This is a genomic window from Myroides guanonis, from assembly GCF_900114085.1.
GTDB classification, from domain to species: domain Bacteria; phylum Bacteroidota; class Bacteroidia; order Flavobacteriales; family Flavobacteriaceae; genus Flavobacterium; species Flavobacterium guanonis.
Window position 1 is genome coordinate 1 of the sequence record NZ_FORU01000023.1, and the last position, 14,803, is coordinate 14,803.

Consider the following 14,803-nt stretch of genomic DNA (forward strand, 5'->3'; position numbering starts at 1 on the left):
CTGGATGTTCAGCAGAACCAAACATATCCAACTCTGCCAAGCTCAGGTCGATTTGCTGACTATTCAAACTATTTCTGCAAATTGAAATACTCTTCGGATCTTTAACAACGGTAGAAATAGCAGGGAATATCTCCGCTGTGATTTCACCTGTCACCTCACAATTAATATCTACATATTTAGCAACAACTTTATAAGTACCACTTTCACTAATTTCTATATCTGGCGCATTCTCTCCAACAATCAAAACATCATCCTTATACCATTTAATCTCAATACCTTCTGTTCCCAATCCAGTTTTGATAATCTTAGCCTCACCACTACAAAGTGCAGTTCCATTCTCAACAGTTAAATCAGCTCCTAAATCTAAGTTCCCTAAGTTAAAACTACCTCCTTTTAAGAAAACAGCAGAATTAACACCAGGATCACCATAATCAGCAATTGCCAACTTAATATGATATTTTCTACCAGGAACAACAGCAGACTTTGCTGTCATCGGAACGGTGATACCTCCATAATTAATAGGGTTATTTTGAACAGGAAGACCATATTGTCCATAATATTTATCAAAATACTCCTTATTCTCATCTCCACAGGTCTGACCTCCTTGGTATTTAGCATCGTGAATCGTTGTAACGGACACTGGAATTGTTGTTCCAGGAACCACGGCTAAATTAGAAACCTCATCTGTAGTAAGATCTGTTAAGAAGAAAGCAAACACATCGGAGTAGCTACACTGATAACTTGGTCCATATTCATTAGAAGCAAAAATAAAATCAAATTTCAAAGTGTCTACAATAGGAACAAAATCAAACTCTATAACAGAAGCATTGTGATTATCTCTATCTTGTCCATTATCTGACAATAATTTTTGTAAATCATCATCACCCAACCAAGAATAATTATCATTCCCTTCAGTCTGTCCTCCTGGCCCCATCGCATAACGAACCCCATTAGTAGCCAAAATAACACCCTCTTCAAAACCAAAATCAGAATCGTTTTTCTTAAAATAACCAATACCATTTTCTCCCCCAAAATTAGTTCCCGTTCTATAAGTGATATTGGAAACTAAATCACAATTAGTTAACACCAACACATCTTCCACCAACTCATCTACCGTATAATCCACCCCACTAGGAGAAGTAACTAAATATTGTAAAGAAGTAATACACAAATCAAAATAGAAATCTGTTACCGTACTACTAGAACCTACCCTAACATAATATTTTTGCCCAGGAATAAAATTCTTAAATACCCTGAACCCATCAACTCCTAATGAAAAACAAGAAATAGCAGCATTTGTCATTCCGCTACAAGACTGATCATAAATAGCAAAACTCAAATTTGCATAAGCCCCCGAAAAACTAATCAAATCCACAACGCTAATGGTGTGAGTTGAAGACGTAGCTGTAAATTCAAACCATGCATCTTTTTTAAATGAACCGCCACATGATGGCACAACGATAGCAGATTCAGTTGCTCCATTAAGAGAACCAGAAACAGTAAGCAAACAATCTTTTCCAGAATTGATTGGAATATTCAAAGCTCCGACACACTCATCATTTGCTCCAACTAAGGTTCCCCCAACTGCTGAAGTAGACCAATCACTAAATGTATTTCCACTTCCACATTTTGCTCTTACATACACCCTATATGCTTTACCTGAAGCTAATCCCGTAATGGTTGTAGATGGAGTCCCGGTTACAGCAACCGTTTTAATTGGAGTCGCTGTTTCATCATCATCATAATCCACTACTATTACCTCCCATTCTGTTACACCACCCGTTTGTTGCCATTCTACATCTAATGAATTAGCTGTCTGTCCAGTCACTTTAACATAATAAGGCTCCGGACAAGTATTAACCTTCTTAAGATTGACATTATCTAAATATAAATAGCTATAATTAGAATTTTTAGAGTTCACATGCCAAGCAATATTTACATCACCTTTAATTCCGTTTAAGAAAACAACTTCTTCTACGTAATTCCCAAGATGATAAACCTTAGACGGAACCAAGACAGTTGTAAACTCTTTCGCGTCTACCCCTTTGGTTGAAAGTAACACCTCAAACTCATTTAAATAACTCGCTGTTGTTGTAGTCTTATAATGATATTTCAACACATACATACCTCCATCCAAAGTAATAGTAGGAGAAACCAACCACTCATTATAAGGATCTTTGGCAGCATTGTATGCATAGTAATAAACCGCTTGATCGCCTTCAAACTGACTGTAATTAATTGTTCTAAACGTTGAACCTACAGGCATAACAGCATTGTTCTTATCAATAGTCGACCAACAGCGAATGGTTTTGGTATTTGTATTAAATCCTTCCCAGAATGGTGTACTATAGACATCACAAGTAGTTAAAAAATTAAACGGTCCTGCCCAAACACTATATGTTCCACCACCACAAACCGTACGAACATAAAATTCATAATCTGTATTTGGTTTTAACACAGCTCCAGATTGTTCCTTATCTATAATATTCTCTTTTTTTGAAGTAAGTGTTCCATTAGAAGACGGAACTCCTTTACCTTGTTCCTGAACATAATACTCCCAACTAGTAGCTATAAAATCATCTGTCCAAGAAATAGTAGCTTTATTCTTTTCTTCGTCCTTGACATCCAACCCTAATGGCTCAGGACAGGTCAAAACCTCTTCTAAAAAGACATTATCAATATAAATGTTTTTAGAACCTACTCCCATGGTATGCCAAGCTATACTTCCTGTTCCTCCAAAATCCTTAATAAAAGACTTATGCTCAATGTAATTCCCAACCTTATATTTTTTATCACTTACTATCACTTTCTTATAATCACTTGGATTACGACCTGAATTTGAAGCCAAAACTTCAAAATTACTGTCCTCAGAATAGGTGTCAGTTTTATAATGATATTTAAATCTATAAATTTTCTTAGTATCAAATTTAAAATCAGGACTTATTAACCAATCATCAGTATTTACAGTCTTGTTATAATCATAAACATAAAAATATATAGCTGCATTTCCTTCATACTGACCATAAGTTTGGGTTTTCCACTCCGTTGCTCCGTCCTTATTTACATTCAACACATCCCAACAATAAATGGTCTCAGATTTTGAATTAAAACCTTCCCAAAATGGAAGAGTAAAAGCACTACAAATAGTTCTAAATAAAAACGGCCCCGACCATATACTAGTTTTTCCATCCGAACAAACTGTTCTAACATAATACTCATACTCCGTATTAGGTGTAAGATTTTTTCCCGCATGATCTTTTGTTGCTAGTGCTTCTTTTTTACTTACAACAGTACCAGCTCCAGTAGGGGTAGCACCTCCTTTATCTTGAATCCAATATTCCCAACTAGTAGCTTTAAAAGCATCAGTCCAAACTAATGTAGCCCCATTTTCCTTGATGTCTTTAACATCTAAACCTAATGGTTCTGGACAACCTATGACTTCTTCAAAGAATACATTATCAATATAAATATTGGTATAGCCCTCCGTTTTAGCATGCCAAGCAATATTAGCCTTGGTTAATCCAGTAACAAAAACTTTTTGTTCTTTATATGCTGTGTTTTTATAAATTGCATTAGGAACCAATTCAGTCGTAAAATCCGACAAAGCCGTTCCCTTACTCGATAATAATACTTCAAATTTATTATCATAATAAGAGCTTGTCATGTAATGATATCTCAATCGATATATTTTTGTAGCAACCATATCAAATGTTGGAGAAATCAACCAATCATCATGAGGAGATCCTGAACCCGACAAATACATATTCTGATCTCCTTCAAACGGTGAACCTGTACTTACAAGCCATTTACCATCATAAGTGGTGGCATTATTATTATTATCAACAATATTCCAACATGTAATTGTTTGAGCACCTTTATTAAATCCTTCCCAATAAGGCAGTGCAACACTAGCACATGGAGTTCTAAATTTAATAGGTCCTACCCAAGTACTATATTTTCCAGGTCCACAATTAGAACGCACATAAAATTCATACTCCGTATTAGGCTTTAGATTTGTCGATCCAACTCCGTTTGTTTTTGTAACATCAACAGAGTTCTTGTTTATAATTGAACCACTTCCAACCGGTGATCCACCACCCGCTTCCTGAACAAAATATTCCCAACTCTTATTTAAATCATCTGTCCAAGAAACTGTTCCTTTATTAGTCTCTAAACTCGAGACAACAACATTATCTTCTGGTGCAATACAATCTACTTCCGAAACGCTTACTTCATCTATATAAATATCAGAATAACTTACAGCCGAAACTCGCCAAGCTATATAAACATCTCCTGTAATACCACTAACATAAAGAGTTTTCTTTGTGTAATTCGCAGCACTTGTTTTACCCTTTTTAAGTAAAACAGTTGTAAAATCACCTTTGTTCATACCATTCTTAGACAACAACACCTCCATATCATTGTTATAAGATGTAGACGCCTTATAATAATAAGTAATTGCATAATTTCCACCATTCAAAGTAATAGCTGGAGAAATCAACCAATCATCATGATTTTTATTATATCCTCCAGAAAATCGCATAGAACCATTACCTTCAAAACCACTAGTTGAAATTGTCCAAGCATTATTAGTACCCGAAATATCATTATCAACATCCCATCTAGTCCAACAATCTCTCGATGTCGAAGAGGTATTAAAAGTTTCTTTAAATGGGCTCGCAAAAGCTAAGCAAAGTGTCTTAAAATCATAAGGGCCTTCCCAGCTTCCAAAACCATCAACTCCACAGTTTGTTCTTACAAAAAACTCATAATCAGAGCTTTCCGCTAAATTTGTCCCCGTAAAATCCTGTTTCACTACCACTTCATTAACCGATGTTGAGACTCCTTTCCCCACAGGAAATGCTCCTCCAACTTTCTGAACAATGTATTCCCAAGAAACACCAGCAACATTATCCCATTTTAAGGTTATCTCATCTGACTTAGCATCTTTAGAACCCACATTGGTTGCAGATGCACAAGTAGTTGAAAAAAGATTTGAAGTATCACTTTTATCAAATTTGTAATATGGTAAAAGACTCAAATTAGGAGCATAAGAACTGTTTATCCAAAAATCATCTTTGAGCTCATTACCTAAAATTGAGCCTGAAATCAAAAATACTAGGCATAAGAACCAAGTATTCCGCAAGAGTATTAATTTTCTCATTTTGTAATATTATAGTTAGTCAATAGTCAAATATAACAATTAACTATACATTAACAACTATAGTTAATTAACTCCTAATAAAATGACCGTTATTAATTATAAACACTAATTAAACAACCATAATAACACAATAAACATTTATTTAACATCTATAAGAATAAACACGTTCTATATTATTCTAAATTAAGAATATAAAGTACATATTGAAATGAAAAATAAAATGAAAAATATGATCTTTAACTCTTTTATTTTTCAAGTATCTTAAAAAATAACGACGAATAGACCGTTTTCACTCAATCAACTCATTTGTCTGGGCATCACAAACCTTTTTCCTTAAATTGACAATAAACCCTAAAACATCAACCATAAATTAAAAAGAAAAACCCTTTAACTGATATCTATTTAATAATTTTGCCTCTTAATGAAAACAGATAATCATGAAGAAGATATTTCAACCTCTCCAATTAAAAAATCACATTATTCCAAATAGAATTGTCGTTTCTCCTATGTGTCAATATACAGCAATCGACGGATTCGCAAATGATTGGCATCTGGTCCATCTCGGACAATTTGCAATCGGAAAAGCTGGTGCTGTTATTCAAGAAGCTACGGCAGTAACTCCAGAAGGAAGAATTAGCTATGGCGATTTAGGGATATGGAAAGATGAACACATAGAAAAATACAAACAAATAACCCATTTCATAAAAAGCCAAGGCAGTGTTCCTGGTATTCAATTAGCCCATGCAGGTAGAAAAGCAAGTACTGAAAAACCTTGGTTAGGAAGAAGGCAAATAACACCACAAGAAGAAAATGGTTGGCAAACAATAGGTCCATCAAAAATACCTTTTGCTACAACTGATATTCCTCCACATGAAATGACAATATCCGAAATCAAAGAAATGATTCAACAATTTCAAAAGGCTACTATAAGAGCTATAGAAGCAGGTTATGAAATTATCGAGATTCATGGAGCACACGGATATTTAGTACATCAATTTTTATCTCCTTTAATCAACAATAGAACAGATGAATATGGAGGAACATTTAAAAACCGCATTCGCTTTTTATTAGAAATTGTTGATGAAGTACAAAAAGTTTTAAACAAAGCTTCGCTTTGGGTCAGAATATCTGCAACAGATTGGGCAGAAAGCGGTTGGAACATAGAAGAGTCTGTAGAACTCTGCAAAATATTGAAAGAAAAAGGAGTTGAAGCTATTGATGTTTCATCTGGAGGTGGAGTTGCTCATCAAAACATTATTTCAGGTCATAATTATCAAGTCCCTTTCGCTGAAAAAATCAAAAGCCAAACTGGAATACTCACAGGAACGGTAGGATTGATAACAAATGGTAAGCAAGCAAACGAAATACTTGAAAATAATCAGGCAGATTTTGTGCTTGTTGGCAGAGAATTTTTAAGAAACCCTCAATTTGTTTTGAGAGCAGCAGAAGAACTCGAAGAAGAAATAGCATGGCCGTCTCAATATGAAAGAGGAAAAGAGACCAAATAATAAAACAAACATTACAAACACTATGAATAAAAGCCTAATAGCCCTAGCCATTGGAGGTCTTGCAATTGGAATGACAGAATTTTCAATGATGGGTCTACTAAACGATTTCACTAAAGATTTAAATATAAGCATTCCACAAGGAGGACATTTTATTTCTATTTATGCACTAGGAGTGGTAATTGGAGCTCCAATTTTGGTTATGTTATCTAACAAGTACCCTCCCAAGAAAGTATTAATGGTACTTATGCTAATGTTTACAGCATTTCATACCCTTTTTATAATTTCACCAGAATACAATACTTTATTAATTACAAGATTTCTATCTGGCCTGCCTCATGGTGCATTTTTTGGAGTTGGCTCTGTGGTAGCAAGTCAATTGGCGAAAAAAGGAAAAGAAGCACAAGCCATATCCATTATGTTCACGGGGTTAACAATTGCAAATTTAGCAGGCGTCCCTTTAAGCACTTACATAGGCCACCACTTTTCATGGAGAATTGCCTATACCATTATAGCAGCTATGGGAATGATCACCTTTATTTCTCTATATTTCTGGATACCTAATATCCCCGCACAAATTGACAATGACATTAAGAAACAACTTTCTTTCTTTAAGACAAAGAAAGCCTGGATACTTGTAACAATGATTTCAATAGGAACAGGTGGTCTATTTGCATGGATTAGTTACATCTCTCCAATGATGGTTGAAATAGCGCTTATACAAGAACAGAAAATACCAATTATTATGACACTTGTTGGACTTGGAATGGTATTAGGAAACTTGATTGGAGGAAAAATCGCTGATACCTTTTCTCCAACGAAAGCTGTTATAATATCATTCACAGCAATGGCTATATGTCTGATTGTGGTTTATGCTACCGTACACATTCAATGGTTAGCATATCTGATGTCTTTTATAACAGGCTTAATAGCCTTTACAATAGGCTCTCCCTTGCAAATGATGTTAATAAGAAATGCAAAAGGATCCGAAATGTTAGCGGCATCAGCAGGTCAAGCAAGTTTTAATGTTGGAAATGCGCTAGGCGCATTTTTAGGAGGACTTCCGATTGCTTATGGTTTCGCAAGCAATTCTCCACAATGGGTAGGAGCAGGTATGGCTTTCTCAGGAGCATTAATAGCAATGTATTTTTTAACTATACAAAAGAAAGAAAATAGTCTCTAAACAGATTAAACTATTTGGTTATAACAACCTACCAATCTTAATAAGTTTAGTAAATTTGTATAAAATTTTTCAAGAATGTACAGAACTCATACATGTGGAGCTTTAAGAGCTTCAGATATTAACACAGAAGTTACTCTTTCTGGGTGGGTGAGCAAACACCGTGATAAAGGATTCATGATTTGGGTAGATTTACGTGATCGTTACGGAATCACCCAATTGATTTTCGATGAAGAAAGAACAGACAAAGCTGTTTTTGAGACTGCAAAAAACCTTGGCCGCGAATTCGTTATTCAAGTTAAAGGAAAAGTAATCGAGAGAGAAGCAAAAAACAACAATATTCCAACAGGAGATATTGAAGTTTTAGTCGAAACCCTTACTGTATTGAATAGATCAGAAGTACCTCCTTTTACAATCGAAGATGAAACAGACGGAGGTGAAGATATCCGTATGAAATACCGTTATTTAGACATTCGTAGAAATCCGGTAAAAAACAATCTGTTATTCAGACACAAAGTAGCTCAAGAAGTACGAAATTATCTATCAGCGCAGGATTTCTGTGAAGTAGAAACTCCATATTTAATCAAATCTACTCCAGAAGGAGCTAGAGATTTTGTTGTACCATCAAGGATGAATCCTGGAGAATTTTACGCACTTCCACAATCACCACAAACTTTCAAACAATTGTTAATGGTTGGTGGAATGGATCGCTATTTTCAAATAGTGAAATGCTTTAGAGACGAGGACTTAAGAGCAGACAGACAACCAGAATTTACACAAATAGATTGTGAGATGGCATTTGTTGACCAAGAAGATGTAATGAACACCTTTGAAGGTATGACAAAACATCTATTAAAATCAGTTCACAACATAGATGTAAAGGAATTTCCTAGATTGACCTTTGAAGAAGCTATGCGCAAATATGGTAACGACAAACCGGATATCAGATTTGGAATGGAGTTCGGAGAATTAAATGCAGTTGCACAACACAAAGATTTTGTTGTTTTTAACAATTCAGAATTAGTTGTAGGAATCGCAGTACCTGGAGCAGCTTCTTATTCTAGAAAAGAAATAGATGCTTTAATTGACTGGGTGAAACGTCCACAGGTAGGCGCATCAGGAATGGTATATTGTAAATATGAGGCGAATGACACTTATAAATCATCCGTTGACAAATTCTTTGACCAAACAGATTTAAAGGCTTGGGCAGAAATTACTGGAGCCAAAGAAGGTGATTTAATTTTGGTTCTATCAGGTCCTGCAAATAAAACACGAGCACAGTTAAGTGCATTGAGAATGGAATTAGGAAATCGTTTAGGATTAAGAAAATCCAACGAGTTTGCACCATTATGGGTAGTAGATTTCCCTTTATTCGAATATGATGAAGAATCAGGTCGCTTCCACGCAATGCACCATCCGTTTACATCTCCAAAGAAAGAAGATATCTCATTATTAGAAACGGACCCAGGAAAAGTACGTGCTAATGCCTATGATATGGTATTAAATGGTAATGAAATTGGAGGAGGTTCTATTAGAATACATGATAAAGAAACCCAACAACTTATGTTTAAGCATCTTGGATTCACTCCAGAACAAGCACAAGAACAGTTTGGATTCTTAATGAATGCTTTTCAATATGGAGCACCCCCACATGGTGGATTAGCCTTTGGTTTAGACCGATTGGTAGCCATTCTAGGAGGTCAAGAAACCATCAGAGATTTCATCGCTTTCCCTAAGAACAATTCAGGAAGAGATGTCATGATAGATGCACCATCAACTATAGACCAAGAGCAACTAAATGAATTAAGTATTAGTTTAATCCAGAAATAAACTCTTTAAAAAAACAGAGTCTAACTTTAAAAGTTAGACTCTGTTTTTTTTTATTACAATTAATCAACTGTGAAACTCACTTTTTTAATCAATTGTGGTACATCTAAAATTTGAATATCTAAAGACGCTCTAATTCTACTATCACTGTACTTAATGTTTGCACTTCCTCTTTTTACCTTATAATATCCTGTCTCTCCTTTACAATAGCAAAAACGCCCAAAAAGCATTTTAACATCTTGTAAATTTCTATGTTCTAAAATAATGCGTTGATTCTCTTTAGGTATCTCAAAGACAATCTCTTCTCTATAAAACCCATCCATTAGGACATCATCCACTGCTTTATTGTAACTATAAATTACCACATCAGAACTTTCAGATGGAATTAACTCATAGTACATCTCACCTCTATTCCCATCTCTCACTTCTTTCACCTGCAAAGAAACATTCTTAATGCGATTTACCTTACAATCTCCCTCAATAGGACAATAGCTACTTATCCTGTACACACTCTCATTTAAATCTCCTTCAGGCTTGTCAGACAACGTTCGTTTCACAGGTGTACAAGCACAAAGTAATCCTATTAGAATAAATGATATTAAATTTTTCATTATATTATTGTTATTTTCCATTAAAAGTATTCATTGTATTGTTCAACCCTGCTAATGCAAAAGATGTCAAGATTTCAGAAGAAACTTCTAAACGTTCCTTTAAAGCAACCTTCTCCTCTTCAGTCCATTCTCCTAACACATAATCAACCTGTTGTCCTTTTTTAAACTCATCACTGATTCCAAATCTAAACCGTGGATAATTAGTTGTCTGTAATAATGTTTGAATATTCTTAAGCCCATTATGCCCACCATCAGAACCCTTTGCCTTAATCCTAATCGTACCAAAAGACAAATTTAAATCATCTGTAACAACCAAAAGATTCTCAATAGGTATGTTCTCTTTTTCTAACCAATATTGCACAGCCTTTCCGCTCAAATTCATATATGTATTCGGTTTCAATAACAGTAAAGTTCTACCTTTAATTTTAATCTGTGACATTGCTCCAAATTTCACACTTTCAAAAGTAGTCTCATGCTTATTAGCCAAAAAATCAACTATCTTAAAACCAATATTATGACGTGTATTCACATACTCAGCCCCAATATTCCCCAATCCAACGATAAGGTATTTTTTCATAACCTTAGTTTATTTTAAATCATACGAAAAGCAAAAATAAGCCAAAGCAACACTTCACACAAACTTTTAAACAAAACAACAGAACCTATAAACAAAAAAAGCATCTCTTGCGAGATGCTTTTTCAAAACAATAAAATATTGAATTATTTTTTTCCTGAAGATTTTGCTGCTTTCGCTGCCTCTTGAGCTGCTTTCATAGCCGCACGAGAAATTCTAACTTGACACACAACAGTGTTGTCAGAATGCAATAACTTAAAGTTATCAGTAGGAAGATCAGTTACATATAACTTGTTCCCCATTTCTAAGTTAGTAATATCAGCATAAACGAAATCAGGTAAGTTAGCAGGTAAAGCTCTTACTTTAAGTTTACGTTGGTTAAGGTTAAGAACCCCACCAGCCATAACACCTTTAGAATTACCAGTAACTTTTACTGGAACTTCCATAGTAATTTCTTTATCTTCATGTAACTTATAGAAGTCCATGTGCATAATTTGACCGCTTACTGGGTGAAATTGAATGTCTTGTAAAATAGCATTCATAGACACACCATTACCTAATTCAATTACAACAGTGTGTACGTTAGGAGTGTAAACTAAACCTTTGAAAGATTTTTCTTCTGCTGTAAAATGTATAGCTGGTTCTGTTCCTCCGTATAACACGCAAGGTACCAATCCAGCATTACGTAAAGCTTTAGTTGCAACTTTGCCCACGCTTTCTCTTTCTGATCCTTTAATCGTAATCGATTTCATTTGATTATATTTAAATATTAATAAAAATTCTTATATTATAAACTTGTCACTTATAGACTTATTATTCTGAACCATATGCATAACATCAGCGAATAATTCAGTACAACTTAAAACTTTAATTTTACTACTCTCTCTCTTCAGAGGAATAGAATCAGTAACTATTAATTCTAAAATTGCAGATTTTTCAATTTTCTCATAAGCATCACCAGATAATATAGCATGCGTACAAATCGCTCTAACACTTAAAGCCCCTTTAGCTAACATCATATCTGCTGCTTTTGCCAAAGTACCTCCAGTATCTACCATATCATCAACTAAGATCACATTTCTTCCCTCAACATTTCCTATCAACTCCATTGTATCAATAACATTGGCTTGCTTTCTCTGCTTATAACAAATCACTACATCTGAATTCAAGAATTTCGAATAAGCATAAGCTCTTTTTGAACCTCCCATATCTGGAGAAGCAATAGTCAAATTATCAAGACCTAAACTTTTTACATAAGGTAAAAAGATAGTCGATGCGTATAAATGATCAACAGGTTTTTCGAAGAAACCTTGAATCTGATCCGCATGCAAATCCATTGTCATTATACGAGTAGCCCCAGCTGACTCCAATAACTTCGCAACTAACTTTGCTCCAATTGGAACTCTTGGTTTATCTTTTCTATCCTGTCTCGCCCATCCAAAATAAGGTATTACTGCAGTAATATGTCTAGCTGAAGCACGCTTAGCTGCATCAATCATCAGTAATAATTCCATCAAATTATCAGCTGAAGGAAAAGTAGAACAAACCAAAAATACACGAATACCTCTAATAGATTCTTCGAAAGAAGGCTGAAACTCTCCATCACTATAATGTGAAAACGTAACTTTACCTAGCTCAACTCCATAATGACTAGCGATTTTTTCAGCTAAGTGGATACTTTGTGAACATGCAAAAATTTTAGCGTCTGGCTCAAATTGTGACATTTAAAATGTAATTAGTTGTTTAGTTGTTAGTTGTAATCCTAAGCTCAATTCTTAAGTGCTGCAAATTTATAAAATATTATTTATGAAAGTGATTTTTTTTGTTCTTTTATTTGTTTTTAAAAAAAAACACTTATATTTGCACTCACAAAAGAATAACAGTCTATAGCCCGGATGGCGGAATTGGTAGACGCGCACGACTCAAACTCGTGTTTTTCGGAGTGTGGGTTCGATTCCCACTCTGGGCACAGAAAAAATCCTAGTTACTTAATAAGTAGCTAGGATTTTTCATTTTAAAGCATTTCTTAATGCGAATAAACACCTACAATTACTCTTCAGTTATTTGGCAACAAAAAAACAACAGGTACTTTTATTAATCCGCTATACAGAAGAAAACGACTTCTTACAGTTAAATTTTAAAAATAAAATCATTTTATTACTAAAAGACCTCAAATTACTTCAGAACATATCTTATATTTCAACGAAGCTTTCTTAAATTTGTGTATGATGAAATTCTAAATAACAACTATTTTTTATGTCGAAACTACACTTACAACCTATAGAAAGAGTACAAACGATATCCAAAGAAGATTTCGTTAATCAGTATTACAAAAAGCAGAAACCACTAATAATTGAAAGATTAACAGAAGATTGGCCTGCATATAAAAAGTGGAATTTCAACTACATTAAAGAAGTAGCTGGCAATAAAACTGTACCTCTGTATGATGACCGTCCAGTATCTCACAAAGATGGATTCAACCAAGCTCATGCAGAAATGAAAATGAAAGAATACATAGATATCTTACAATCTCAGCCAACCAACCTTCGCATATTTCTATATAATATAATGAGAGAGGTTCCAACATTACAGAATGACTTTAAATGGCCTGATATAGGCTTAAAATTAGTAAAACAATTACCTATGATGTTTTTTGGAGGTGAAAACTCAAAAGTGTTTATGCATTACGACATAGACTATTCAAATATCTTACATTTCAACTTTCAAGGAACAAAACAATGCATACTCTTTTCTCCAGATCAAACCAAATACCTATACAAAGTTCCACATGCACTCATATCTAGAGAAGATATTGATTTTGATAATCCAGATTTTGAAAAGTGGCCTGCATTAAAAAAATCCGAAGGCTTTATAGGTAATTTATCACATGGAGAAATGCTTTATATGCCAGAAGGATATTGGCACTACATGAAATATCTAACACCAAGCTTATCCATGAGCCTACGATCTTTACCTTCGAAGCCATCAAACCTAATAAAAGCCGCTTATAATATAACTTGTATGCGCTATTTCGACAATATGATGAGACGCTTACAAGGTCAAAAATGGATTGATTACAAAAATGAGCAAGCAATTATAAATACACATAAAAACATTTAAACTACGTCCTTTGGAAAAGAAGTACTTAAACATTTCAGAAGCAAAAAGTAAATTAGAATATTACTGTGCCTATCAAGAACGCTGTCATTCAGAAGTTATTTCTAAATTATATTCATTAGAAATATCCCGTGATCTACATGATGAAATCACAGTTCATTTAATAAATGAGAATTACTTAAACGAAGAGCGGTTTTCTAGAAGTTTTGCGAGAGGAAAACATAAAAACAATCATTGGGGTAAGAACAGAATTATTAATGAATTAAAACAGCGTAAAATCACAGATTACCTAATAACTAAATCTCTTTCTGAACTTCCTGACGAACTATACTTCGACACTTTCCATACGATAAGTGAAAACAAGTGGAAAACAACTAAGGGATCTACTATTCAAAATAAAAAACAAAAAGTAATTGGGTACCTACATAGAAAAGGCTACGAATTAGACTTTATATATGAAAGGATTAGAGAACTAGAAAGAGAAGAAATTTAGGTGATTCGTAACGAGGATATGCAAAGAGACTAAGGAGCTAAGAAGCAAAGGAAGAAAATTAGATGATTCGTAAATACGCTAATTCGAGGATATGCTTAGAAGCAAAGGGCAAAGAAACAGGGTTGAACGTTTAGTTTTAGTCTAATCTACTAAATTAGTAATGGAGTCAGCAAAACTAATATAAGGCTAAAAGACTAATTAACAGACGACTACAAAATAATTAACCCACCTCACTTTTCAGGAGAACTTCAAAAAAGGCAGCGAACCGAGCCCAAAGGGCGAACACGCTGGTTTTATAAAACAAAAAAGTCCTCACTTTTCAGGAGAACTTC

At 34.3% G+C, this 14,803-nt stretch carries 10 protein-coding genes and 1 tRNA gene; 6 read left to right on the forward strand and 5 right to left on the reverse strand.

What is annotated here, in order from left to right:
- A partial coding sequence (locus tag BM024_RS13460; RefSeq protein ID WP_090681477.1) for a choice-of-anchor J domain-containing protein occupies window positions 1–5,164 on the reverse strand: 5,164 nt, incomplete at its 3' end.
- A gap of 437 nt (window positions 5,165–5,601) precedes the next feature.
- On the opposite strand from BM024_RS13460, the gene BM024_RS13465 reads away from it, so the two are divergent.
- The 3 genes from BM024_RS13465 to aspS all read left to right on the forward strand — a co-directional run bounded on the left by BM024_RS13465 (window position 5,602) and on the right by aspS (window position 9,679).
- Window positions 5,602–6,672 carry an NADH:flavin oxidoreductase/NADH oxidase gene (locus BM024_RS13465; protein WP_090681480.1) on the forward strand — a complete coding sequence of 357 codons (1,071 nt, stop codon included), beginning with the start codon at window positions 5,602–5,604 and terminating at the stop codon, window positions 6,670–6,672.
- A 22-nt stretch (window positions 6,673–6,694) separates the two neighbouring features.
- On the forward strand, window positions 6,695–7,852 hold the full coding sequence (locus tag BM024_RS13470; RefSeq protein ID WP_090681502.1) for an MFS transporter: 1,158 nt from the start codon (window positions 6,695–6,697) through the stop codon (window positions 7,850–7,852).
- 75 nt (window positions 7,853–7,927) lie between these two features.
- Entirely contained in the window at window positions 7,928–9,679 is a 1,752-nt protein-coding gene (gene aspS, locus BM024_RS13475) for an aspartate--tRNA ligase (RefSeq protein WP_090681483.1), read from the forward strand.
- Between the two features lie 59 nt (window positions 9,680–9,738).
- Here the strand turns inward: aspS and BM024_RS13480 are convergent, their stop codons facing one another.
- The 4 genes from BM024_RS13480 to BM024_RS13495 all read right to left on the reverse strand — a co-directional run bounded on the left by BM024_RS13480 (window position 9,739) and on the right by BM024_RS13495 (window position 12,585).
- Window positions 9,739–10,287 carry a hypothetical protein gene (locus BM024_RS13480; RefSeq protein WP_143077786.1) on the reverse strand — a complete coding sequence of 183 codons (549 nt, stop codon included), beginning with the start codon at window positions 10,285–10,287 and terminating at the stop codon, window positions 9,739–9,741.
- 10 nt (window positions 10,288–10,297) lie between these two features.
- Complete coding sequence (gene pth / locus BM024_RS13485) at window positions 10,298–10,864, reverse strand: aminoacyl-tRNA hydrolase (protein WP_090681488.1); 567 nt, start codon at window positions 10,862–10,864, stop codon at window positions 10,298–10,300.
- A 143-nt stretch (window positions 10,865–11,007) separates the two neighbouring features.
- Window positions 11,008–11,613, reverse strand: coding sequence for a 50S ribosomal protein L25/general stress protein Ctc (locus BM024_RS13490; protein WP_090681491.1), 606 nt, complete (start codon window positions 11,611–11,613; stop codon window positions 11,008–11,010).
- A gap of 30 nt (window positions 11,614–11,643) precedes the next feature.
- Window positions 11,644–12,585, reverse strand: coding sequence for a ribose-phosphate pyrophosphokinase (locus BM024_RS13495; protein WP_090681494.1), 942 nt, complete (start codon window positions 12,583–12,585; stop codon window positions 11,644–11,646).
- Window positions 12,586–12,750: 165 nt separating this feature from the next.
- Here BM024_RS13495 and BM024_RS13500 point away from each other — a divergent pair.
- The 3 genes from BM024_RS13500 to BM024_RS13510 all read left to right on the forward strand — a co-directional run bounded on the left by BM024_RS13500 (window position 12,751) and on the right by BM024_RS13510 (window position 14,471).
- Window positions 12,751–12,830 (forward strand) — tRNA-Leu (locus BM024_RS13500).
- Between the two features lie 287 nt (window positions 12,831–13,117).
- On the forward strand, window positions 13,118–13,981 hold the full coding sequence (locus BM024_RS13505; RefSeq protein ID WP_090681497.1) for a cupin-like domain-containing protein: 864 nt from the start codon (window positions 13,118–13,120) through the stop codon (window positions 13,979–13,981).
- Window positions 13,982–13,991: 10 nt separating this feature from the next.
- Complete coding sequence (locus BM024_RS13510) at window positions 13,992–14,471, forward strand: regulatory protein RecX (protein ID WP_090681499.1); 480 nt, start codon at window positions 13,992–13,994, stop codon at window positions 14,469–14,471.
- Window positions 14,472–14,803: the final 332 nt, after the last annotated feature.

Bases quoted from the DNA above. Each gene is read 5' to 3' on its own strand.
- BM024_RS13465 (WP_090681480.1), top strand. From the start codon at position 5,602: ATGAAGAAGATATTTCAACCTCTCCAATTAAAAAATCACATTATTCCA.
- BM024_RS13470 (WP_090681502.1), top strand. From the start codon at position 6,695: ATGAATAAAAGCCTAATAGCCCTAGCCATTGGAGGTCTTGCAATTGGA.
- aspS (WP_090681483.1), top strand. From the start codon at position 7,928: ATGTACAGAACTCATACATGTGGAGCTTTAAGAGCTTCAGATATTAAC.
- BM024_RS13480 (WP_143077786.1), bottom strand. From the start codon at position 10,287: ATGAAAAATTTAATATCATTTATTCTAATAGGATTACTTTGTGCTTGT.
- pth (WP_090681488.1), bottom strand. From the start codon at position 10,864: ATGAAAAAATACCTTATCGTTGGATTGGGGAATATTGGGGCTGAGTAT.
- BM024_RS13490 (WP_090681491.1), bottom strand. From the start codon at position 11,613: ATGAAATCGATTACGATTAAAGGATCAGAAAGAGAAAGCGTGGGCAAA.
- BM024_RS13495 (WP_090681494.1), bottom strand. From the start codon at position 12,585: ATGTCACAATTTGAGCCAGACGCTAAAATTTTTGCATGTTCACAAAGT.
- BM024_RS13505 (WP_090681497.1), top strand. From the start codon at position 13,118: ATGTCGAAACTACACTTACAACCTATAGAAAGAGTACAAACGATATCC.